This window comes from Anaerobacillus alkalidiazotrophicus (genome assembly GCF_001866055.1).
The window spans coordinates 395,765-418,038 of record NZ_MLQS01000001.1 but is presented as its reverse complement, the minus strand read 5'-3'; the positions used below and the strand labels follow the sequence as shown (position 1 = coordinate 418,038).

Below are 22,274 nucleotides of genomic sequence, written 5' to 3'. Positions count from 1 at the left end.
AAGAAGAGGGGATTTCATTATCCCCTCTTCTCTCTATTTTGTTTGTTTTTTGTGGGTGTTGTTTGGTTCATACCTCCGATGGTAGTAAAACCAGCATTGGTTTAACAAACGGATTTGTTGAGTGTTTTTTTCGAGGAAAGCATTTTTTATTTGCTTTTGTAGCCAGTCAGGCACCGGAAGTCCCCCTTCCTTTATTAGTGTATGAAAAACAAGACTAGTCTTTAATGATTAAGAGCGAGTATGTTAAGTTGAAAGTTTTTATAATAGAATTATTCTATGATGTGGTAGTATGTATAGTATATGAACGGAAGGTTGTCATTGTTGATGATTTTTTTGATTTTTGCTAAGAATAATTTAGTAATTAAATTCGTTCTTGTACGATTGATTTTCAAATAAACAATAACTAATAAGGGGAAAGACATTCATGAATGAACATGACTTGCAGCTGTTAGTTGAGGAAATATCTAATAAGTATTTTGGAATTTCTTTTAAACATCGCGCAACGTTTAACCCAAGATTACGTACAACTGGTGGAAGGTATCTTCTTGGGAATCACAATATAGAAATAAACCCGAAGCAGTTAGAGCATTTTGGGAAAGAGGCGCTAATTGATATAATTAAACATGAATTATGTCATTACCACTTGCATATTCAAAAAAGGGGATATCGTCATGTAGACAAAGATTTTCAGCAGCTTCTATCAAAAGTAGGAGGCTCTATGTACTGTGATTCTATTCCGGGAGCTAGAAGGCAAAGTAAGACTTTACATGTTTATACTTGTACATCTTGTAAAACGACGTTTAACAGGAAGCGTTTGATTGATACGAAGAAATATGTATGTGGGAAATGTAAAGGTAAAATAAGGAGAGAAAAAACTTATAAAACAAGTTGACTTTAAACAGTCTTCTATGGTAAATTTAAAAAGTCGCTAAATTGATGGGCGAAATTTTAAAAAGAAAAATATTGTTGACAAACTGACATGGGCAAGTTAAAATAGTCTAAGTCGGAAGTGATTATTCCACAGTAGCTCAGTGGTAGAGCAATCGGCTGTTAACCGATCGGTCGTAGGTTCGAGTCCTACCTGTGGAGCCATAAGGAGAAGTACTCAAGTGGCTGAAGAGGCGCCCCTGCTAAGGGTGTAGGTCGTGTGAGCGGCGCGAGGGTTCAAATCCCTCCTTCTCCGCCATTTTTTATGGCCCGTTGGTCAAGCGGTTAAGACACCGCCCTTTCACGGCGGTAACACGGGTTCGAATCCCGTACGGGTCACCATTTTTTTGTTGCGATTATCTTATAGAAGTTTCACCTGGAGGATTAGCTCAGCTGGGAGAGCACCTGCCTTACAAGCAGGGGGTCGGCGGTTCGATCCCGTCATCCTCCACCATCTAAATGTTTAGGACCCGTGGTGTAGCGGTTAACATGCCTGCCTGTCACGCAGGAGATCGCCGGTTCGATCCCGGTCGGGTCCGCCATGTTTTGATAAAAATGCGGGTGTGGCGGAATTGGCAGACGCGCTAGACTTAGGATCTAGTGTCTTTGACGTGGGGGTTCGAGTCCCTTCACCCGCACCATTTTTATTTTTAGGACAACTTCACTTCAAGGTCTACTGTTTATATATGCGGTCGTGGCGGAATGGCAGACGCGCTAGCTTGAGGGGCTAGTGGGAGTACTCCCGTGGAGGTTCGAGTCCTCTCGACCGCACTTGGTTATATTTAATTTTATCACACTGTAAGTTTTAACATGCGCCCTTAGCTCAGCTGGATAGAGTGTTTGACTACGAATCAAAAGGTCGGGAGTTCGAATCTCTCAGGGCGCGCCATATCAATTATATTTTTTCGGGAAGTGGCTCAGCTTGGTAGAGCACCTGGTTTGGGACCAGGGGGTCGCAGGTTCAAATCCTGTCTTCCCGACCATGAGATTTTATATGCGGGTGTAGTTTAGTGGTAAAACCTCAGCCTTCCAAGCTGATGTTGTGAGTTCGATTCTCATCACCCGCTCCAATGGGCCTATAGCTCAGCTGGTTAGAGCGCACGCCTGATAAGCGTGAGGTCGGTGGTTCGAGTCCACTTAGGCCCACCATAAAAAAGTATTGACATTTACTTTGCTTCTATGGTACATTATCTAAGTTGCTAATCTAGCAATGAAGTTACTGAGAAAAAAGTTGTTGACAAGATACGCTCGGTTTGATAAACTTAAACTCTTGTTGTAGAAAACAACTTTGAAACAATTGTTCTTTGAAAACTGAACACACAGCCAAGCGAATTAAAGAGATAGTAAATATCTCGTCAATGGATTAAAATTTTGAGCTTTATCAAACACTTTTATGGAGAGTTTGATCCTGGCTCAGGACGAACGCTGGCGGCGTGCCTAATACATGCAAGTCGAGCGAATGGATGGGAGCTTGCTCCCTGAAATTAGCGGCGGACGGGTGAGTAACACGTGGGCAACCTGCCCTGTAGACTGGGATAACTTCGGGAAACCGAAGCTAATACCGGATAATCTTTGGAACCTCATGGTTCTAAAGTAAAAGTTGGGTTTTACCTAACACTACAGGATGGGCCCGCGTCGCATTAGCTAGTTGGTAAGGTAACGGCTTACCAAGGCGACGATGCGTAGCCGACCTGAGAGGGTGATCGGCCACACTGGGACTGAGACACGGCCCAGACTCCTACGGGAGGCAGCAGTAGGGAATCTTCCGCAATGGACGAAAGTCTGACGGAGCAACGCCGCGTGAGCGATGAAGAGACGAAGCGATCTGGAAAGGTCCGCGAAACAAGGTAACAGCCCTGTAATCGAAACTTCGTTTCCTCCAGAGTGGATCCTGAGTACGGCGGGACACGTGAAACCCCGTCGGAATCCGGGAGGACCATCTCCCAAGGCTAAATACTTCCTAGTGACCGATAGTGAACCAGTACCGTGAGGGAAAGGTGAAAAGCACCCCGGGAGGGGAGTGAAAGAGATCCTGAAACCGTGTGCCTACAAGTAGTCAGAGCCCATTTACGGGTGATGGCGTGCCTTTTGTAGAATGAACCGGCGAGTTACGATTACGTGCAAGGTTAAGCTGATGAGGCGGAGCCGCAGCGAAAGCGAGTCTGAATAGGGCGAAGCACATGCTTTCGAAGTAGCAATACTTCGTATTGCTTGTAAGTACGTGGTCGTAGACCCGAAACCGTGTGATCTACCCATGTCCAGGGTGAAGTTCAGGTAACACTGAATGGAGGCCCGAACCCACGCACGTTGAAAAGTGCGGGGATGAGGTGTGGGTAGGGGTGAAATGCCAATCGAACTCGGAGATAGCTGGTTCTCCCCGAAATAGCTTTAGGGCTAGCCTCGAGGAAAGAGTATTGGAGGTAGAGCACTGATTGGACTAGGGGTCCCCACAGGATTACCGAATTCAGTCAAACTCCGAATGCCAAATACTTATCCTCGGGAGTCAGACTGCGAGTGCTAAGATCCGTAGTCAAGAGGGAAACAGCCCAGACCATCAGCTAAGGTCCCCAAGTATACGTTAAGTGGAGAAGGATGTGGAGTTGCCCAGACAACCAGGATGTTGGCTTAGAAGCAGCCACCATTTAAAGAGTGCGTAATAGCTCACTGGTCGAGTGACTCTGCGCCGAAAATGTACCGGGGCTAAACGTATCACCGAAGCTATGGATTGACACCTTAGGTGTCAGTGGTAGGGGAGCGTTCTAAGTGCTGTGAAGTCAGACCGGAAGGACTGGTGGAGCGCTTAGAAGTGAGAATGCCGGTATGAGTAGCGAAAAGAGGGGTGAGAATCCCCTCCGTCGAAAGCCCAAGGTTTCCTGAGGAAGGCTCGTCCGCTCAGGGTAAGTCGGGACCTAAGCCGAGGCTGAAAAGCGTAGGCGATGGACAACAGGTTGAAATTCCTGTACCACCTCCTCACCGTTTGAGCAATGGGGGGACGCAGAAAGGTAGGGTAAGCGCACTGATGGATATGTGCGTCCAAGCAGTTAGGCTGAGAAGTAGGCAAATCCGCTTCTCGCGAAGGCTGAGCTGTGATGGCGAGCGAAATTTAAGTAGCGAAGTTCCTGATCCTACACTGCCAAGAAAAGCCTCTAGCGAGGTGAGAGGTGCCCGTACCGCAAACCGACACAGGTAGGCGAGAAGAGAATTCTAAGACGCTCGGGAGAACTCTCGTTAAGGAACTCGGCAAAATGACCCCGTAACTTCGGGAGAAGGGGTGCTCTGATAGGGTGTTAAAGCCCGAGAGAGCCGCAGTGAATAGATCCAAGCGACTGTTTAGCAAAAACACAGGTCTCTGCGAAGCCGCAAGGCGAAGTATAGGGGCTGACACCTGCCCGGTGCTGGAAGGTTAAGAGGAGGGGTTATCCNTNNGGAGAAGCTCTGAATTGAAGCCCCAGTAAACGGCGGCCGTAACTATAACGGTCCTAAGGTAGCGAAATTCCTTGTCGGGTAAGTTCCGACCCGCACGAATGGTGTAACGATTTGGATACTGTCTCAACGAGAGACCCGGTGAAATTATATTACCTGTGAAGATGCAGGTTACCCGCGACAGGACGGAAAGACCCCATGGAGCTTTACTGTAGCTTGATATTGGATTTTGGTACAGTTTGTACAGGATAGGCTTAGTGATCCGGTGGTTCCGCATGGAAGGGCCATCGCTCAACGGATAAAAGCTACCCTGGGGATAACAGGCTTATCTCCCCCAAGAGTCCACATCGACGGGGAGGTTTGGCACCTCGATGTCGGCTCATCGCATCCTGGGGCTGAAGTAGGTCCCAAGGGTTGGGCTGTTCGCCCATTAAAGCGGTACGCGAGCTGGGTTCAGAACGTCGTGAGACAGTTCGGTCCCTATCCGTCGCGGGCGTAGGAAATTTGAGAGGAGCTGTCCTTAGTACGAGAGGACCGGGATGGACATACCGCTGGTGTACCAGTTGTTCCGCCAGGAGCATAGCTGGGTAGCTACGTATGGAAGGGATAAGTGCTGAAAGCATCTAAGCATGAAGCCCCCCTCAAGATGAGATTTCCCTTGGAGTTAATCCAGTAAGACCCCTTAGAGATGATGAGGTTGATAGGTCTCGGGTGGAAGCTACGTATGGAAGGGATAAGTGCTGAAAGCATCTAAGCATGAAGCCCCCCTCAAGATGAGATTTCCCTTGGAGTTAATCCAGTAAGACCCCTTAGAGATGATGAGGTTGATAGGTCTCGGGTGGAAGCACGGTGACGTGTGGAGCTGAGAGATACTAATCGGTCGAGGACTTATCCTAAAATAAGAATTGAATTCACACTCAAGAAACTTATATGTATGTTATCTAGTTTTCAGAGAATGATCTCTGAATTTAATATAATCTAGTGGCGATAGCGAAGAGGTCACACTCGTTCCCATGCCGAACACGATCGTTAAGCTCTTTTGCGCCGATGGTAGTTAGGGGCTTCCCCTTGTGAGAGTAGGACGTTGCTAGGTTATATATTATTCCACAGTAGCTCAGTGGTAGAGCAATCGGCTGTTAACCGATCGGTCGTAGGTTCGAGTCCTACCTGTGGAGCCATATGGAGAGCTGTCCGAGTTGGCCGAAGGAGCACGATTGGAAATCGTGTAGGCGGTGTAAAACCGTCTCGAGGGTTCAAATCCCTCGCTCTCCGCCACTCGTTTTATATGGCCCGTTGGTCAAGCGGTTAAGACACCGCCCTTTCACGGCGGTAACACGGGTTCGAATCCCGTACGGGTCACCATTATTTATTAAAACAATATAGGACTACTTGCTAAGATCGCAACGTCCTGTTGCAACGCAAGTACTAGCACGTCCTGTGAGTCGGAGGATTAGCTCAGCTGGGAGAGCACCTGCCTTACAAGCAGGGGGTCGGCGGTTCGATCCCGTCATCCTCCACCATACTATTATTGCGGGATGGAGCACAATGAGATAGCTTCGAAGGATAACCCCCGCAGCTCGACGCAACAGCTACAGAGCATTGCTAGTAGAGGAAGAGCGAGTCGTTACATCAAAAGCAAGCACAAAACATTATATCTTTATTATCGCGGGATGGAGCACAATGAGATAGCTTCGAAGGATAACCCCCGCAGCTCGACACAGCCGCTACAGAGCATTACTAGTAGAGGAAGAGCGAGTCGTTACATCAAAAGCAAGCATAGAAACATTATATTTTTATTGTCGCGGGATGGAGCAGTCTGGTAGCTCGTCGGGCTCATAACCCGAAGGTCGGAGGTTCAAATCCTTCTCCCGCAACCAAATTACCTTGGACCCGTGGTGTAGCGGTTAACATGCCTGCCTGTCACGCAGGAGATCGCCGGTTCGATCCCGGTCGGGTCCGCCATTTAAAACAAATAAAAAACTATGGCTCGGTAGCTCAGTCGGTAGAGCAGAGGACTGAAAATCCTCGTGTCGGCGGTTCGATTCCGTCCCGAGCCACCAGTGTTTTTTTGCGTAACTAAAGTGGAGCAAAAATAACTTACCTATATATGCCGGCCTAGCTCAATTGGTAGAGCAACTGACTTGTAATCAGTAGGTTGGGGGTTCGAGTCCTCTGGCCGGCACCAGGTGTATTGTAATATTGAATTATATTCTTCGTAAATCTTGACGTATTTCTTAATGATATGTATATTTATATAATATGGAGGGGTAGCGAAGTGGCTAAACGCGGCGGACTGTAAATCCGCTCCTTAGGGTTCGGCGGTTCGAATCCGTCCCCCTCCACCATTTAGATTTTATAGGGGCATAGTTTAACGGTAGAACAGAGGTCTCCAAAACCTCCAGTGTGGGTTCGATTCCTACTGCCCCTGCCATTCAAAGTTAATATGGCGGTCGTGGCGAAGTGGTTAACGCACCGGATTGTGGCTCCGGCATTCGTGGGTTCGATTCCCATCGATCGCCCCATTTTATTAATTAATGGGCTATAGCCAAGTGGTAAGGCAACGGACTTTGACTCCGTCATTCTCTGGTTCGAATCCAGATAGCCCAGCCATTTTGCGGGAGTAGTTCAGTGGTAGAACACCACCTTGCCAAGGTGGGGGTCGCGAGTTCGAATCTCGTCTTCCGCTCCAATTTAATACTGAGGCGGCATAGCCAAGTGGTAAGGCACGGGTCTGCAAAACCTTCAGCCCCGGTTCGAATCCGGGTGCCGCCTCCAAGTTCTATTGTAAGTCTATTTAGTTTTGCCGGGGTGGTGGAATTGGCAGACACACAGGACTTAAAATCCTGCGGTAGGTGACTATCGTGCCGGTTCAAGTCCGGCCCTCGGTACCATACATAAAAATTTCCTTAACCAATTTTGGTTAAGGTTTTTTTGTAGTATCAGAATTTATAAGTTTCTAACTCGGAAACTGTCTAGCTTCATACTAACAGATAGGTAGAAGATTTTTGTATTAATTCAATAATTTTTTAAATTTACTTATTGAATATTAATAGTAAAACGATTACAATTAACTTAGTTAATTAAATTAATTAATTAAGTTGCGGATGATAACTTAGTAACTATTTTCTTAAGGTATTTGGTTGTCGTACAACTAAGTCTTAATTGTTCTGAATTACTATTAAACTGATAAAGAATGAGTAAAGTATATGAATGTACCAATAAATAAAGGAGTGTAAGGGATGAAAGAAAAATTAATAAGTCAATTTGAAAAGGTTTTCGGGGTAGGAGGGGAGTTGGAAGCTTTCTTTGCTCCAGGAAGGGTAAATTTAATTGGTGAACATACAGACTATAATGGTGGACATGCTTTTCCATGTGCATTAAGTGTAGGAACTTATGCAATTGCTAGAAAACGAACAGATAAAAATATACAACTGTATTCTTTAAACTTTGAGGAAATTGGCATCGTTAGTTTCAATGTGGAAGAGTTGGTGTATGTAGAAGAACATGACTGGGCTAATTATCCAAAAGGTGTTATGAAGATATTCAAGGAATTTGGACTAAATATTGATTCTGGAGTCGACGTCCTATTGTTCGGAAATATACCGAACGGTGCAGGTTTATCCTCTTCAGCATCGGTTGAGCTTGTAACATCAGTGATGTTAAAGGAACTTTTTGACCTAGATATAAACATAGTGGATATGGTGAAATTAAGTCAAAAAGCTGAGAATGAATTTATCGGTGTGAGCTGCGGTATTATGGATCAATTTGCAATTGGTATGGGGAAAGTAGATCATGCAGTTCTTTTAGACTGTCAGAAGTTAGATTATACGTATAGCCCTATTAAATTAGATGGAGCCTCATTAGTAATTGCCAATACAAATAAACGAAGAGGTTTACTAGATTCAAAATATAATGAGCGTCGATCAGAATGTGAACGTGCTCTTAATCAATTGAAGGAAGTTGTCGTTATTGACTCTTTAGGAGATTTAACAGTAGAGAAATTTGAACAACTTAAAGTTGCAATTACAAATGAGATTGATAGAAAAAGAGCCAAACACGCAGTTTATGAAAATGCACGAACAATTGAGGCGGTTGAGCGCTTGAAAAATGGTAATATTCAGGGTTTTGGTGAGTTAATGAATCAATCGCACATTTCTTTAAGAGATGATTATGAAGTGACTGGCTTTGAGTTAGATACTCTTGTTGAAGCTGCATGGTCACAAAATGGGGTTATAGGTTCTCGTATGACAGGTGCTGGTTTTGGTGGATGTACAATTAGCATTGTTGAGGACGAAAAAGTAGATGAGTTTATTGAAAATGTCGGTAAAATTTATAAGGAAAAAACTAATCTAACTGCTGATTTTTATGTTGTTCAAATTGGTGATGGAGCAAGGAAGATATAAGATTAACTTATTAAGGAGGAAAATAAAATGGCAATTTTAGTTTGTGGTGGTGCTGGTTATATAGGAAGTCACACAGTTTCAGAATTACTCGATCGTGGTGAAGATGTAGTCGTTGTTGATAATTTGCAAAATGGTCATAGAGATGCTGTATTAGAAAAAGCAACATTATGCGTTGGTGATTTACGAGATGAAAAGTTTCTTGATACGGTTTTTAATGAATTTAAAATTGATGCAGTCATTCATTTTGCGGCTGATTCACTAGTTGGTGAAAGTGTAACAGATCCATTAAAGTATTATGATAACAATGTTTATGGGACACTGTGTCTGTTGAAAGTAATGGAAAAGCATGGTGTGAAGAAAATCGTCTTTTCATCTACAGCAGCAACATACGGCGAGCCAAAAAACATTCCAATTTTAGAACCAGACCCAACAATTCCTACAAATCCTTATGGGGAAACGAAGTTGGCTGTAGAAAAAATGCTAAAGTGGGCTGATGAGGCTCATGGGATTAAACATGTCATTTTACGCTATTTTAATGTAGCAGGAGCGCATATGAAGGGGATTTTAGGCGAGGATCATTCCCCTGAGACACATTTAATTCCGATTATTTTACAAGTAGCTCTTGGAAAACGTGAGGCAATTTCAATATTCGGTGACGACTATGATACAGAAGATGGAACGTGTATTAGAGATTACATCCATGTAACGGATTTAGCAGACGCCCATATTTTAGCGTTAAATAAATTGAATGAAGAAGAAACAAGTGCTATTTATAATTTAGGAAATGGAAATGGATTTAGTGTTAAAGAAGTTATTGAAGCGGTGAGAAAAGTGACTAATCATCCTATTCCTGCGATTGTTTCTCCTAGAAGAGCTGGTGACCCTGCGAAATTAGTAGCATCATCAGAAAAAGCGATAAAAGAGCTGGGCTGGAGTCCTAAATATGAAAACTTAGAAACAATCATTTTAAGTGCTTGGGAATGGTTTAAGAAAAACCCTAGTGGGTACCCAAAACAGTCAAACTAACTTTCGAAAGGACTGAGGTCATTATGTCAGTTAATATTCACTTACAGATCGAAAGGTTAATTCAATTTGCGATTGAAAATAATTTAGTAAGTCAGTGGGATAAAGATTACACCCGAAATTCGGTATTAGATATATTAGGCCTTGAAGAAGTAGTAGATGTTGAGATTGAAAGTGAGAATCTTGAATCTCCCGTAGAAATTTTAGAAGAAATTCTTGATTGGGCTGCTGTTAATGGTTGTTTACAAGAAAATACCGTCACATATCGTGATTTATTGGATACGAAAATTATGGGGTGTTTTGTTCCTAGACCTTCTGAGGTCATTAGAACCTTTGAAGATAAATATCGAAATAGTCCTGAAGAGTCAACGGAATATTTTTATCAATTATCAAAACAAAGTCATTATATTCGAACTGACCGAATTGCAAAAAATGAGCATTGGTATAGTCCAACTGAATATGGTGATATCGAAATAACAATTAACCTATCAAAGCCAGAAAAAGACCCAAAAGCAATTGCAGCAGCAAAACACCTAAAACAAAGTTCATACCCGAAATGTTTACTATGTAAAGAGAATGTTGGGTATTTGGGACGTGTAAATCATCCTGCACGACAAAACTTACGTACAATACCAGTAACACTTATGCATGAGCAGTGGTATTTACAATACTCGCCATATGTGTACTATCATGAACATTCTATTTTATTTTCAGAACATCATGTACCAATGAAAATATCAAAAAAGACATTTTCGAGATTGCTTGAATTTGTTGAACAATATCCACACTATTTCTTAGGTTCGAATGCGGATTTACCGATTGTCGGTGGATCGATATTAAGCCATGATCATTTCCAGGGTGGTTACCACGAATTCCCGATGGCTAAAGCAGAGATGCAAGAAACATTTAGTTTTTCAAAGTTTCCTAATGTTACTGCTGGTATTGTTAAATGGCCGATGTCAGTAATTAGACTTCAAAGTGAGGATAAGGATAGTGTTGTACAGTTAGCAGACCATATTCTTTCATTTTGGAAGCAATATTCCGATGAAGATGTTGATATTTATGCCTTTTCTGAGGATACGCCTCATAATACAATTACACCAATTGCTAGAAGAAGGGGAGAACTATTTGAACTAGATCTAGTCTTAAGGAATAATCGTACGAACGATGAACATCCAATGGGGATTTTCCATCCATATACAGAGGTTCATCATATAAAGAAAGAAAATATTGGATTAATTGAGGTTATGGGTTTAGCAGTTTTGCCAGGCAGACTAAAAGAAGAGCTTCAATTTCTTGCTAAGGCTTTATTGAATGAGGACTACGTGAATGAGATAAAGGGCCATGAAGATATTAGTAAGCATCTAGATTGGGCAAACCAAATTAAAGCAAAGTATAGTAATCTTAATGAAAATAATGTTCAGCAAATAATAAAGGATGAGGTAGGTAAAATTTTCTCAACTATTCTTGAACATGCAGGTGTATTTAAGAGAGATGAAGCGGGTAATGAAGCCTTTGTAAAATTTATTAAGAAAGCGTCTGAAGTGTAAGTATTGTCGCACCATATGGAAGTTTATATTACAGCTATAACGTTACTAAAATTATGCTTTCGTTGAGTTATACTGTCATCCTAGTAGGTAGAGTATGATGTGGTTTTAGAAAATCACGTAGTTAATCAAAAAAACTTGATGGCATTTGTTGTATTAAGGTATGCCCTCTTATAAAATATTTATTAATATATTTTATAAGAGGGTTTATACTTTAAAGATAAGAAAAATTCTGAAGTTGGAAAGTTTTTTAGCTTTAGGACTTACTCGCTCGAGGGCACTTTGCCCCTTTATTATGAAGCTAAAGGGTACGCTTTATGTAAAGGGGCATCATTAGCTGTCGCAGGTGGCCGAGGCGCTTGAACTTTTCTTATATTATAGAGAAAGGGGGGAACGATGTGTCGGGTTCACAGCTTACAGGTAGTTTTAAATTAATGAAATCAATGAATCGTTCGGTAATATTGCATTTAATCCGTAAGCATAAACAAATTTCTCGAGCAGAAATAGCGAAGAAGGCTCATTTAACACCACCAACAGTTACAAATATTGTGAATGAGCTATTGGAAGTCGGGCTTGTAAAAGAAAGCAAAGTAGGTGAATCGAAAGGTGGAAGAAAACCTATTTTGCTATCAATGAATTCGAAAAGTTTTTATGTCGTTGGTTTAGATATTGGTGGGCAAAAAATTAGAGGAGTATTAACGGATTTAAATGCGGAAGTTGAAGAAAGTGTTAGCATTAATTTTCAAAAAGGTTTGAGTAAGGAAGATCTACTAAGTAATATAAAAAATGTGATTACGTCATTAATTGCAAATTCAAAAGTAGAAAAAACAAAGTTATTAGGAATTGGAATTGGAATGCATGGGATGGTTGATCATCATCAAGGAGTAGCATTATTTGCTCCAAATTTACAACTAACAAATATTCCGTTAAAAAAAGAATTGGAAGAAGAGTTTGATTTACCTGTTTATGTAGAAAATGATGCGAGAGCATTTGCCCTAGGTGAAGCCTGGTTTGGAAATGGCTACGGATTTGAAAACCTCGTCTGCATTAATGTTGGAATTGGTATAGGTGCTGGTATTGTTATGAACGGGCAACTGTACCATGGGAAAAATAATATTGCTGGAGAAATAGGGCATACGATTGTTGATATTAATGGAACGAAATGTACATGTGGAAACTATGGTTGTTTGGAAACCGTTGCAAGTGGCCGAGCGTTAGTTGAAAAAGCAAAGGAAGAACTTTCGAATGGCAAGTCTTCTTTACTTCAAGATGTAGTTAATAAAGATGAAATTACTGGTGAACTGATTTTTCAATATGCACAAAAAGGTGACATAGTAGCTAAAGATATCTTAGTTCAAACAGGTAAATCATTAGGTGTGGGGATATTGAATTTAGTTAACTTTATTAATCCTGAACGAGTGATCATAGGTGGTGGGGTCTCTAAAGCAGGATCTTATATTTTAGATCCTATCCAAAGCCTTATCGCTTCAAAAGCACTAACAGAAGATGCAAGAAAAACAGAAATTGTTCCTTCTAAATTAGGGAACTACGCCACTTCTATTGGAGCAGTTACATTAGTTCTATTTGACTTGTTTAGTGCAGATCCGGTAGGAAAAGGTCAACTTACTATAGAATTTTAGTGATGCTATAGTTAGAGGGAGAGGTAAGATATGAAAATAAAAAAACATTTATTTGCTGAATTAAAGAGCGAATCAATTTATGCTTATACTCTAAAAAATAACCATGGAATGGAAGTAACCTGTATTGACTATGGTTGCATCATCACTAAAATCTTGGTTCCTGATGCAAAAGGAAACATTGAAAATGTCGTATTAGGATTCGATACGTTAGAAGATTATCAAAATTATTCACCATACTTCGGTGCCGTATGTGGTCGTGTGGCAGGAAGAATTTCTAGAGGTCAGTTCGAGTTAAATGGGAAGACGTATCAGTTAGCAACTAATAAAGATAATAACCATTTGCACGGTGGTATAGAAGGCTTTGATAAAGTTGCTTGGAGTTCAAGGGTCATTGAAAATGAACATGAAGGATCGGTTATATTTACTTACTTAAGTAAGGATAGTGAAGAGGGCTATCCAGGAAACCTAGAAGTAAAAGTTACGTATACATTATCAGAGGATAACGCTTTCACTATTACATATGAAGGTGAAACAGATAAAACAACGATCGTTAATCTAACAAACCATACGTATTTTAACTTAAGTGGAAATGCGAAACGCGATATATTAAATCATCAATTACAGCTAAAGAGTGATCAATTTATTGAGTTAAATGATGAATTACTACCTACTGGTGAACATTTACCTGTTGAAGGAACACCATTTGATTTCCGAGAAGGAAGAAAGATTGTTGATGGTTCTTATTCTTCACATCCACAAAATCAACTAGCAGGGGAAGGGTATGATCACCCATTTCTATTAAATGAAAATAATAAGGAAGAAATTATTTTAATAGATGAAGAAAGTGGACGCCGTCTAGTCATTGAAACAGATCAACCGTGTGTTGTGCTGTACACTGGTACTCAACTACAAGATCATTTCAAAATCGGTCAAACCCAGTCTAGAAAATATTTAGGGTTATGCTTAGAAACTCAAGGAATACCAGACGCCATTAACCACCCCCATTTTCCATCCATTGTGCTTGAAAAAGGCGAGAAGTATTTCTCTCAAACTAAGTATTCATTTGGATTTTCCAACTAAAGTATAATCTTTCAAAGAAAAAACTAAGGCTTTCTACAAAATTGTAGGAAGCCTTAGTTTTGCGTTAATTTACTTCCAATTTTTCTTGAGAGGCTGTTTGTTGATGAATAGGTGAGTTAATCGCTGTTAACTTGTAAATTCTTGATGAGAAGTCCCCAGATTGAGACTTACTAACTTCGGATAACGATGCACCAGAATATTCATTTTCGAGATAGATTATCATTATATCCATTAAAGTTGTTTCATTGGAAAGGTGATGTTAAATTCTAAAAGTAAATAGATGACCTTTCGTGTTATGCAAGTTTGTATATTGTTATATTGACATATTTAACTGATTGTGTTTTAATTAATTAGTGTTATAAAATATGCCGGTGTGGCGGAATTGGCAGACGCGCACGACTCAAAATCGTGTTCCTTCTGGAGTGTCGGTTCGACCCCGACCACCGGTACCATTTCTACATATGAACACTTGATTTTATAAGGCTTCCTGCCAATTAGGAAGTCTTTTTATATGGCGCTAACCTAATTGTTGGGGTAACCGAACAATTAGGTTAGTGATGATATTCTTTTTTTTTCATGTGCATAGCCCATGAAAAAACATGCAACCTACCAATATTAACTAAATAATGCATACAAAAAAAGGAAGAGTTTCCTCTTCCTTAGCTAGAAAAAGTCATATTATGTTCAAAGAAATCTAGAGAAGAACGTTGTTTTCGTAAATCTGTTATTCCTCTTTATTGGAAACTAAATCAGCAAATATCAAAGAAAGAGATTAAACTTTTAAATTTAACTCTAAGTAGATATCCAGAAATAAAGGAGCTTTATGGTTTTGTACAGATGTTCCGTGAACAAATAGCTCATTTAGATTGAAATGCAATAAAACGACTTCTTTTAAGCTCAAAAAATAGTGAAATAGCGTAAATTAAGAGTTTTGTTTCGTTCCTGAATGTTATGCAGATGCAGCTAAATATAAAAACAAATATCGAAATTAAGAGTCTACTAGACTTACCTAAATTAAACATGTTGATGGAGAGTTTAAAGATGAAAATCAATAAAAGTAAATTGGCACGAGAGATAGGTGTAGATCGGAGAACGATTGACAAGTACCTAAAGGATTCATGGCATTAAATCGGCGTGACAGCTGAGAAATACTGATAGAATCAAGGTTTGTCTCTTTTTGAAGTTGGTCATCGAAAAGACAATCGCTTAGCGCATGTAGACTTTCAACTTCTTGTAACTGCGCAAAATGTAGTAGTTTTAGGAATGAATCTGTCGTTAATTTTTTCGTGTGATCTGTCCATGAGAGATGTCCTTTATTAGTGGATTTGGACGGTTTGCCGCCTGACTTATCCATTATAAAGGACTTTTTCTTTGCACAAAATAAAATCACTGAAGATTTTGATTATTTTAATATTCTATTCTAATTTAATTAATGCGATACTAGTGGAGTATTTATTATAAAAAAGATTTAATAAAAATTATTGTTTCAAGATAGTGTCGGAAATTAGCTTATTGACTTTCCGGATGGAAAAATGTTACAATTCCAATAGACTGACGGTCGGTTTATTGGAGTAGTGGAGGTTTAGTATGAGAATTACAAAAAATCCTGAAGAACGAAGAAATGAAATTATAGACGCAGCTGAGGTTCTATTTTTAACAAAGGGTTATTCAGGAACTACAGTTAATGACATTCTTCAAAAGGTAGGTATCGCTAAAGGGACTTTTTATTACTATTTCCAATCAAAGGAGGAAGTAATGGATGCCATTGTCTTGCGTTTTATAGACAGTGGAGTAGAGGCTGCAAAGGCTATAGCCCAAGATTCAAACCTTAAAGCCCCTGAGAAAATATTTCATATCCTTATGTCACAAGAAGCTGATACGAATCAGAAAAAGGAAATTGTTGACCAGTTTCACCAAGTAAACAATGCTGAAATGCACCAGAAAAGCTTAGTAGAAACGATTCTGAAACTAACACCTGTTTTGGCATCTATTATTGAACAAGGGATAGAGGAAGGATCATTTAAAACTCCTTACCCTAAGGAAACGGTGGAATTCTTGCTCGTGTCATCACAATTCTTGTTTGATGAAGGTATTTTTCAATGGCAGCCCCATCAACTAATAGAAAAAGCCATAGCATTTTCCTACATTATGGAGACTACATTAGGGGCAGAAAAAGGGACCTTTGGTTACATGTCACAAATGTTTAAGCAGATGAATGAAGATCAAAAGGAAGAAGGAGATGAATGATATGAATAAATTAGAAGTGGCTGGAAAAGTTTCAGAAAAATCAGGGGTAAATATTATTGATTGTAAAAAAGTTATAGATGCATTTGAAGAAGTGTTAAGTGATGAATTATCTAATTCTGGGGATATAAGCAGTGCTTTCGATAAGGTTTATAACGTATTAAGTTTTCTAAAAAATAAAAAAAGGTGATCTAATTGGAAAATATAATAGTTGTAAAAGATTTTGTCAAAAAATACGGAGATTTTACAGCGGTTGATGATGTTTCCTTTGAGGTAGAAAGTGGAAGCATCTTTGCTTTCTTAGGTCCTAACGGTGCAGGTAAAAGTACAACAATCAACACGCTATGTACTATTCTTGAGAAAACCTCTGGTACTTTGCTGATAGACGGTAAGGATGTAAGTCGTGATAAAGAATATGTCAGAAGTATAATCGGCGTTGTTTTTCAAGAATCAACGCTAGACAATAAAATGACTGTTGAAGAAAATTTAAAAATGCATTGCCATTTTTATGGTTTGAAGAGATCGATTATTAACGAACGAGTTAACTTTGTGTTGGATATAGTAGATTTGGTGAATTGGAAAAAAGCTATGGTTAGTAGCTTATCAGGAGGCATGAAAAGACGAGTAGAAATCGCAAGAAGTCTTTTACATTTTCCTAAAGTTTTGTTTTTGGATGAGCCAACTACAGGGCTTGATCCTCAGACGAGAGCAAATATCTGGGATTATATAATAAAGCTACAGAAAGAAAAAAACATAACGATCTTTTTAACAACCCACTATATGGATGAAGCTGAAATCTGCGATAAAGTAGCTATTATGGATAATGGTAAGATTATTGCATTTGATAGTCCCTATGCATTGAAGCAACGATATACAAAGGACGAAGCACAGATAGCAAGTTTAGATGAGCTGGCGTTAGTTGACCTTTTAAAAGAATACAATATGAAATTCAAGAAAAATGCTAATTTTTACTCTATAGAGGTTAGTGAAATATCACAGCTAATGGAACTAATCAACAAACATACATCCTCTATTAAAGACATTGAAATTAAAAAGGGAACATTAAATGATGTGTTTCTTAAAATTACAGGAAAGGATATGAGGGGGTAGTTTTATTGCGAATTATTTCGGCTTTATGGTTTAGAAATGTAAAATTATTTGTGAGAAATCGTGTACAGCTTGTTTTAATTGTTATCATGCCGTTTTTCTATTTATATTTATTAAGTAAAATTTTTGAAAGTACTTTTATAAGTAATCCAATCAATTATGTGTTAGCAGGAATTGTTATTATAGTAGTTTTTCAAACATCTCTCAATATAGCAACATCAACTATAGATGATATAGTTTCAGGTTACATGAAAGAAATTCTTGTAAGTCCTGTAAAAAGAGTCCAGATTGCTGCAGGACAAATATTAGCATCAACAACGATTGCTACTTTTCAAGGAATTATTATTTTGTTTGTAGGATATTTCATTGGTATGAAATATACATCTATCATTACACCTTTTGCTATCATCGGTTTTATGATTTTTATAGGACTAGTATTTTCTGCATTCGGATTATTTTTAGCTACGTCTATAAAAAACTCTCAAACCTTTCAGATTGTATCAGTAGCTATTACCATTCCAATTACTTTCTTATGCGGTGTTTATGTACCACTTAGCTTACTTCCGCAAGGATTACAGTTTGTCGCTTTAATTAATCCAATGACATATGCAACAGCGCTTTTTAGAACGCTTAGTTTAGAAAAAATGTCATTGTCAGCAGAGGAGTTGATAGCAGAACAACTTGCTTTTGAAATAAACAATTTTATTATTACTCCTCAAATTAGTATTCTCATTGTTTTTGTATTTGGTGTCTTATGTTTATTGCTCTCAACGATTGCCTTTTCAAATGTAGATTTCACAAGAATCAACCGTGCAAAAGGGAATAAAGATATCTTTCAGCAGTAGCTATCGTCTATCAAAGTAGAGATGAATTAAGTGTTGTTGCTGAAAAGTATAAAGCTCTTAGTTTGGTAAGCGAAAGGAGTAACGATAGTAGGATGTTGCTAAAAATACTACGAAAAGATTTTCAAAGAAAGAAAAGTATAACAATAACCTTGTTTATTTTCATTATGTTATCAGCGTTTCTTGTTTCTAGTGGAGCAGGCATGATTATCAAACTAATAGACTCTATTGAAAACTTGTTTTCCGAATCAAATGCACCGCATTTTGTACAAATGCACTCCGGAGAAATTGAACAAACCGAAATTGATAGCTGGTCATCAAGAAACAGCCTTGTGAGAAATCAACAAACTGTAGAGATGGTAAATATAGACGGGGCCAATGTTTTATTAGGCAACAATGAACAGCAAGAAACAAACAGCGTGATGGATATAAGTTTTGTGAAGCAGAACGAAGTATTTGATTTTTTACTAGATCTTGAAAACCAAATAATACAAGTTTCTAGTGGTGAAATTGGTGTCCCAATCTATTATATGCAGAGGGATAATTTGGGAATCGGTGACAAAGTTAGGATTTCTAATGGAGCCTTTGATAAGGAATTTACGATTGGATATTTTGTTCGAGATGCTTTGATGAACCCTTCGATTGTCCATTCAAAGCGTTTTTTAGTCAATGAAGTTGATTATGAAACACTTAAAAATACTCTGGGTGAAATGGAATACCTGATAGAATTTCAACTCACGGCGATGAGCAAACTGAGTGAATTTAGTCATACTTACCAATCTTCAAGCCTTCCTAATAGAGGGCCAACTGTTGACTATCATACATTTAAAATCTTGAATGCCCTTACAGACGGCATTGTCGCCGCTGTGATTATTTTGGTCAGCTTCTTACTTATTATTATAGCGAGCCTTTGTCTGCGGCTTACGATTCTTGCCACCGTTGAAGAAGATTATCGAGAGATTGGAGTCATGAAGGCGATTGGTATCGAGCTCAATTATATTATAAGAATTTATTTAGTTAAGTACATTGCTATAGCTGCTATAGCTTGCATAACAGGTTATCTAGTGTCTTTATTTATTAGTCCGTTATTTACAAAAAACATCATGTTATATGCTGGCACAGCCTCGGAAAATATTCTTCAATATGTCATTCCTTTCATTTCAATTATCTTAATATTTTTAATTGTCATTACCTTTTGTAGATTAACATTCAGAAGGTTCAATAAGATAACTGCAGTAGAGGCTTTACGCTCAGGTAGTATCGGAGAAACTAAAATCAGTAAAGGTTTTCTTTCTTTAACTAAAAGTAAGTACTTAGAAGTTAATAGTTTTTTAGGTTTAAAGGATATTTTCGGACGACTGAAAATATTTGGGTTATTATTTTTTGTATTTGTTGTTTGCTCTATTATTATCATTGTCCCAGTGAACTTCCTAAACACAATACAATCTCCTAGTTTTATCACCTATATGGGGATTGGACAAAGTGATATACGGATTGATTTACAACAATCAGAGGATATAGTACAACGATTTAAAAATGTAATCACATACATTGAAGATGATGAAGATGTAGAGCAGTTCTCTCCTTTGATTACTTCTCGGTTTAAAGTTATCAACAGTGATGGCATTTATGAAAACATCAGTGTAGAGACGGGAGATTTATCTGTTTTTCCTCTAGAGTATTTAGAAGGTCAAGCCCCAACAAGGGAAAATGAAATTGCCCTCTCCTACCTTAATGGGAATGAACTTGATAAATCGGTTGGAGATACTTTACGGCTAATAACAGATAATCATGGTAACGAGGAAGAGATGCTGGTAAGCGGCATCTATCAAGATATAACCAATGGTGGGCGGACAGCTAAAGCGCTATTACCTGAAAACCATGAAAACGTACTTTGGTATGTGGTCAGTTTAGACGTGAAACCTCATATCAGTATAGCAGAAAAGATTGATGAATATACGAAAGCCTTTCATCCCACAAAGGTGACACATTTACAAGGTTATTTAGTACAAACACTGGGTAATACGATAGACCAGTTAGTGCTTCTGACAATCATATCTACCGTCATTGCTATATTTGTATCAATACTCATTACATCTTTGTTTATGAGAATGTTAGTTGCCAAAGACTCTTCCGAAATAGCAATTATGAGAAGTTTAGGGTTTTCTTCAAAGGATATTCAAGTTCAATATGTAGCAAGGGTATTACTTGTAATGGTTATAGGCATCATTCTTGGAACGATTTTTTCAAATACAATTGGTCAAAGTATCGTTAGCGTTTTATGGTCATTTATGGGCGCTTCCCAAATAGAGTTTATTATTAATCCTATTCACGCTTATGTTCTATGTCCAATTATGCTAATGACAAGTGTCATAGTTACTACGATAATAAGCACGTCGTCCATAGAGAAATCGAATATATCTGGGATGAATATAGAATAGGGAGGGGAAACATGAAGACCATACTAGAAGCAAAAGGGTTAAATAAAGTTTATGGAAGTGATCAAAAAAATACCGTCCTTAAAAATGTGAATTTAGAGATAGTAGAAGGAGAATTTGTATCTGTAATGGGTCCATCAGGGTCTGGTAAATCAACGTTACTCTACAATATTAGCGGCTTGGATCAAATGACAGCAGGAACTGTTATTCTTGAGGGACAAGATGTTTCTTTTCTTTCTGAAAAGGATTTATCTAGATTGCGTTTACACAAAATAGGTTTTATTTTTCAGCAAATTCATCTTCTGAAAAACCTGTCAATCTTTGATAATATCATCCTATCAGCATATTTGGCCAAGGAAGATAGTCGTAAAGAAATTAATAAAAGAGCGATAGAATTAATGAAGCAGACTGATATTGCCGAGCTTGCAGATCATGACATTACGCAAGCTTCAGGTGGTCAACTACAACGGGTGGCAATTTGCAGAGCACTCATCAATAATCCTCCAATCATATTTGGTGATGAACCAACGGGAGCACTTAATTCTAAAGCAGCAGGTGAAATCATGGATATATTAGCAAATATAAATGATTCAGGGACGACGATTTTATTAGTCACCCATGATATCAAAGTTGCAGCAAAAACAGAACGTGTTATTTATATGTTGGATGGGCAAATTGTCAGTGAAAAACAGCTTGGAAAGTATAAAAAGGAAGTAAATAATATAAAAGAAAGAGAAGCGAAGCTTTCTAAATGGTTAAGTGGTATGGGGTTCTAAAGTGGTCAAAAACCGTGATAATAACCATTGGAGATATAGTAAATCTTAAGAGAAACACACGTGCAAGTAAATTTAAATGTATTGAAAATAAAGTTTAACAATATGTTCAGGGCCTATTAAGGTTTAATAAACGACTAATGGTCAGTTAATAGACTAGGAGGCAAAAATGTCACATATTTATGTAACACAACTAAATTACAATGTTCCTGAAAAACAATACAATACATTATTATCAAAACTTACTGTAGAGAAACAAGAAGGTATCAACAATATGTTTTTCGGGAAGATGCTTTACGAAGTATAGTGGCTGACTTATTAACTAGAAAAAGCATCGTTACCCAATTTCAAATTCCAAATGAACAAATTCCAATTTGAAACCAACACAGATTGCAAGCCTTTCGTGAAAGGCTTGCAATCTTTTCATTTCAATGTTTCACATTCTGGCAATTGGGTAGTTTGCGCTACAGATAATCAACCTATTGGAATTGATATAGAAGAAATTAAACCGATTGACTTTCAGATTGTATACAGTTTTTTTTCTGAAACAGAGATTCGAGATATTGAAGAAAAAACTGAAAATGAAAGTTGTTTTATTTTTATGATTTATGGTCACTCAAAGAAAGTTATATCAAAATGGTAGGAAAAGGGCTTTCCATTCCGCTAGATTCGTTTACTTGCAGAGTCATTAACGACCAATTCTTTTTTACAGTATCAGAATTTATAAGTAGATCCTATTTTAGATTTGATAATTTAGGGTATATGTATATAGTAATCTAAAACTGGACCACAATCGCAATTCAAAATTCCCCCACTGATATAATAAA

Annotated in this window: 18 protein-coding genes, 27 tRNA genes, 1 rRNA gene, 2 pseudogenes and 1 other annotated feature; of the genes and pseudogenes, 45 read left to right on the top strand and 3 right to left on the bottom strand. The window is 38.5% G+C overall.

Features of this window, described 5'->3' with window-relative positions:
• Nucleotides 1-33: 33 nt before the first annotated feature.
• A complete protein-coding gene (cmpA, locus tag BKP45_RS21950) occupies nt 34-174 on the bottom strand; it encodes a cortex morphogenetic protein CmpA (protein ID WP_139193078.1) in 141 nt (46 codons plus the stop codon).
• 250 nt (nt 175-424) lie between these two features.
• Between cmpA and BKP45_RS01970 the strand changes: the two genes are divergently transcribed.
• The 33 genes from BKP45_RS01970 to BKP45_RS01805 all read left to right on the top strand — a co-directional run bounded on the left by BKP45_RS01970 (nt 425) and on the right by BKP45_RS01805 (nt 14,043).
• The gene (locus BKP45_RS01970) at nt 425-892 is read left to right on the top strand and encodes a SprT family protein (protein WP_071388143.1); all 468 of its coding nucleotides are present in this window, start codon (nt 425-427) and stop codon (nt 890-892) included.
• A gap of 125 nt (nt 893-1,017) precedes the next feature.
• Nucleotides 1,018-1,092: transfer RNA gene (locus BKP45_RS01965), tRNA-Asn, on the top strand.
• A 3-nt stretch (nt 1,093-1,095) separates the two neighbouring features.
• Nucleotides 1,096-1,186, top strand: a tRNA-Ser gene (locus BKP45_RS01960).
• An 8-nt stretch (nt 1,187-1,194) separates the two neighbouring features.
• Nucleotides 1,195-1,269 (top strand) — tRNA-Glu (locus BKP45_RS01955).
• 36 nt (nt 1,270-1,305) lie between these two features.
• A tRNA-Val gene (locus tag BKP45_RS01950) sits at nt 1,306-1,381 on the top strand.
• A gap of 12 nt (nt 1,382-1,393) precedes the next feature.
• Nucleotides 1,394-1,469: transfer RNA gene (locus BKP45_RS01945), tRNA-Asp, on the top strand.
• 15 nt (nt 1,470-1,484) lie between these two features.
• Nucleotides 1,485-1,568: transfer RNA gene (locus tag BKP45_RS01940), tRNA-Leu, on the top strand.
• Between the two features lie 47 nt (nt 1,569-1,615).
• Nucleotides 1,616-1,698: transfer RNA gene (locus BKP45_RS01935), tRNA-Leu, on the top strand.
• Nucleotides 1,699-1,739: 41 nt separating this feature from the next.
• Nucleotides 1,740-1,816, top strand: a tRNA-Arg gene (locus tag BKP45_RS01930).
• Between the two features lie 17 nt (nt 1,817-1,833).
• Nucleotides 1,834-1,910 (top strand) — tRNA-Pro (locus tag BKP45_RS01925).
• Nucleotides 1,911-1,923: 13 nt separating this feature from the next.
• Nucleotides 1,924-1,997, top strand: a tRNA-Gly gene (locus BKP45_RS01920).
• A gap of 2 nt (nt 1,998-1,999) precedes the next feature.
• Nucleotides 2,000-2,076, top strand: a tRNA-Ile gene (locus BKP45_RS01915).
• A 249-nt stretch (nt 2,077-2,325) separates the two neighbouring features.
• Nucleotides 2,326-5,246 (top strand) — a sequence feature (most likely nonfunctional fraction of RNA operon).
• Nucleotides 5,247-5,327: 81 nt separating this feature from the next.
• Nucleotides 5,328-5,443: ribosomal RNA gene (gene rrf / locus BKP45_RS01905) — 5S ribosomal RNA — on the top strand.
• A gap of 10 nt (nt 5,444-5,453) precedes the next feature.
• Nucleotides 5,454-5,528, top strand: a tRNA-Asn gene (locus tag BKP45_RS01900).
• A gap of 3 nt (nt 5,529-5,531) precedes the next feature.
• Nucleotides 5,532-5,625 (top strand) — tRNA-Ser (locus BKP45_RS01895).
• Nucleotides 5,626-5,637: 12 nt separating this feature from the next.
• A tRNA-Glu gene (locus BKP45_RS01890) sits at nt 5,638-5,712 on the top strand.
• A gap of 82 nt (nt 5,713-5,794) precedes the next feature.
• Nucleotides 5,795-5,870: transfer RNA gene (locus BKP45_RS01885), tRNA-Val, on the top strand.
• A gap of 280 nt (nt 5,871-6,150) precedes the next feature.
• Nucleotides 6,151-6,227, top strand: a tRNA-Met gene (locus tag BKP45_RS01880).
• Nucleotides 6,228-6,236: 9 nt separating this feature from the next.
• Nucleotides 6,237-6,312 (top strand) — tRNA-Asp (locus tag BKP45_RS01875).
• A 22-nt stretch (nt 6,313-6,334) separates the two neighbouring features.
• A tRNA-Phe gene (locus BKP45_RS01870) sits at nt 6,335-6,410 on the top strand.
• A 49-nt stretch (nt 6,411-6,459) separates the two neighbouring features.
• Nucleotides 6,460-6,535: transfer RNA gene (locus BKP45_RS01865), tRNA-Thr, on the top strand.
• A gap of 76 nt (nt 6,536-6,611) precedes the next feature.
• A tRNA-Tyr gene (locus BKP45_RS01860) sits at nt 6,612-6,695 on the top strand.
• 12 nt (nt 6,696-6,707) lie between these two features.
• A tRNA-Trp gene (locus tag BKP45_RS01855) sits at nt 6,708-6,781 on the top strand.
• 15 nt (nt 6,782-6,796) lie between these two features.
• Nucleotides 6,797-6,872 (top strand) — tRNA-His (locus tag BKP45_RS01850).
• Nucleotides 6,873-6,885: 13 nt separating this feature from the next.
• Nucleotides 6,886-6,960 (top strand) — tRNA-Gln (locus BKP45_RS01845).
• A gap of 4 nt (nt 6,961-6,964) precedes the next feature.
• A tRNA-Gly gene (locus BKP45_RS01840) sits at nt 6,965-7,039 on the top strand.
• A gap of 12 nt (nt 7,040-7,051) precedes the next feature.
• Nucleotides 7,052-7,125, top strand: a tRNA-Cys gene (locus BKP45_RS01835).
• A gap of 27 nt (nt 7,126-7,152) precedes the next feature.
• Nucleotides 7,153-7,241 (top strand) — tRNA-Leu (locus tag BKP45_RS01830).
• A gap of 348 nt (nt 7,242-7,589) precedes the next feature.
• A complete protein-coding gene (locus BKP45_RS01825) occupies nt 7,590-8,753 on the top strand; it encodes a galactokinase (RefSeq protein ID WP_071388142.1) in 1,164 nt (387 codons plus the stop codon).
• Between the two features lie 27 nt (nt 8,754-8,780).
• Nucleotides 8,781-9,779: a UDP-glucose 4-epimerase GalE gene (galE, locus tag BKP45_RS01820; protein ID WP_071388141.1), complete on the top strand. Its 999-nt coding sequence runs from the start codon at nt 8,781-8,783 to the stop codon at nt 9,777-9,779.
• Between the two features lie 23 nt (nt 9,780-9,802).
• Complete coding sequence (galT, locus tag BKP45_RS01815; protein WP_071388140.1) at nt 9,803-11,326, top strand: UDP-glucose--hexose-1-phosphate uridylyltransferase; 1,524 nt, start codon at nt 9,803-9,805, stop codon at nt 11,324-11,326.
• A 395-nt stretch (nt 11,327-11,721) separates the two neighbouring features.
• Nucleotides 11,722-12,963, top strand: a complete 1,242-nt coding sequence (locus tag BKP45_RS01810) for an ROK family transcriptional regulator (RefSeq protein ID WP_245747360.1) — start codon at nt 11,722-11,724, stop codon at nt 12,961-12,963.
• A gap of 30 nt (nt 12,964-12,993) precedes the next feature.
• A complete protein-coding gene (locus BKP45_RS01805) occupies nt 12,994-14,043 on the top strand; it encodes an aldose epimerase family protein (RefSeq protein WP_071388139.1) in 1,050 nt (349 codons plus the stop codon).
• Nucleotides 14,044-14,107: 64 nt separating this feature from the next.
• On the opposite strand, the gene BKP45_RS22345 is transcribed toward BKP45_RS01805, so the two are convergent.
• Nucleotides 14,108-14,275, bottom strand: a complete 168-nt coding sequence (locus BKP45_RS22345; protein WP_169824045.1) for a hypothetical protein — start codon at nt 14,273-14,275, stop codon at nt 14,108-14,110.
• A 135-nt stretch (nt 14,276-14,410) separates the two neighbouring features.
• On the opposite strand from BKP45_RS22345, the gene BKP45_RS01800 reads away from it, so the two are divergent.
• A tRNA-Leu gene (locus tag BKP45_RS01800) sits at nt 14,411-14,495 on the top strand.
• Between the two features lie 499 nt (nt 14,496-14,994).
• Nucleotides 14,995-15,153: pseudogene (locus BKP45_RS22855) on the top strand (IS21 family transposase); the annotation flags it as partial.
• On the opposite strand, the pseudogene BKP45_RS21940 reads toward BKP45_RS22855, so the two are convergent.
• Nucleotides 15,110-15,334: pseudogene (locus tag BKP45_RS21940) on the bottom strand (DUF4372 domain-containing protein); the annotation flags it as partial. The pseudogenes BKP45_RS22855 and BKP45_RS21940 overlap by 44 nt on opposite strands.
• A 296-nt stretch (nt 15,335-15,630) precedes the next feature.
• On the opposite strand from BKP45_RS21940, the gene BKP45_RS01795 reads away from it, so the two are divergent.
• The 10 genes from BKP45_RS01795 to BKP45_RS23480 all read left to right on the top strand — a co-directional run bounded on the left by BKP45_RS01795 (nt 15,631) and on the right by BKP45_RS23480 (nt 22,227).
• Nucleotides 15,631-16,290 (top strand): TetR/AcrR family transcriptional regulator, encoded by a 660-nt coding sequence (locus BKP45_RS01795; protein ID WP_071388138.1) that lies wholly within the window; start codon nt 15,631-15,633, stop codon nt 16,288-16,290.
• Nucleotide 16,291: 1 nt separating this feature from the next.
• The gene (locus BKP45_RS01790; RefSeq protein ID WP_071388137.1) at nt 16,292-16,477 is read left to right on the top strand and encodes an HU family DNA-binding protein; all 186 of its coding nucleotides are present in this window, start codon (nt 16,292-16,294) and stop codon (nt 16,475-16,477) included.
• A gap of 5 nt (nt 16,478-16,482) precedes the next feature.
• Nucleotides 16,483-17,397 (top strand): ABC transporter ATP-binding protein, encoded by a 915-nt coding sequence (locus tag BKP45_RS01785; protein WP_071388136.1) that lies wholly within the window; start codon nt 16,483-16,485, stop codon nt 17,395-17,397.
• A gap of 5 nt (nt 17,398-17,402) precedes the next feature.
• Nucleotides 17,403-18,239, top strand: a complete 837-nt coding sequence (locus BKP45_RS01780; protein WP_071388135.1) for an ABC transporter permease — start codon at nt 17,403-17,405, stop codon at nt 18,237-18,239.
• Between the two features lie 92 nt (nt 18,240-18,331).
• On the top strand, nt 18,332-20,677 hold the full coding sequence (locus BKP45_RS01775) for an ABC transporter permease (RefSeq protein WP_071388134.1): 2,346 nt from the start codon (nt 18,332-18,334) through the stop codon (nt 20,675-20,677).
• A gap of 11 nt (nt 20,678-20,688) precedes the next feature.
• Complete coding sequence (locus BKP45_RS01770; protein WP_071388133.1) at nt 20,689-21,450, top strand: ABC transporter ATP-binding protein; 762 nt, start codon at nt 20,689-20,691, stop codon at nt 21,448-21,450.
• Between the two features lie 166 nt (nt 21,451-21,616).
• Entirely contained in the window at nt 21,617-21,754 is a 138-nt protein-coding gene (locus tag BKP45_RS22340; RefSeq protein WP_169824044.1) for a hypothetical protein, read from the top strand.
• Nucleotides 21,754-21,825 carry a hypothetical protein gene (locus BKP45_RS23485; protein WP_407639579.1) on the top strand — a complete coding sequence of 24 codons (72 nt, stop codon included), beginning with the start codon at nt 21,754-21,756 and terminating at the stop codon, nt 21,823-21,825. Before BKP45_RS22340 ends, BKP45_RS23485 begins: the two co-directional genes overlap by 1 nt.
• Nucleotides 21,806-22,090: a 4'-phosphopantetheinyl transferase family protein gene (locus tag BKP45_RS21365; RefSeq protein WP_139193718.1), complete on the top strand. Its 285-nt coding sequence runs from the start codon at nt 21,806-21,808 to the stop codon at nt 22,088-22,090. Before BKP45_RS23485 ends, BKP45_RS21365 begins: the two co-directional genes overlap by 20 nt.
• Entirely contained in the window at nt 22,084-22,227 is a 144-nt protein-coding gene (locus BKP45_RS23480; RefSeq protein ID WP_084787521.1) for a hypothetical protein, read from the top strand. The genes BKP45_RS21365 and BKP45_RS23480 overlap by 7 nt, the downstream gene beginning before the upstream one ends.
• Nucleotides 22,228-22,274 lie beyond the last annotated feature (47 nt).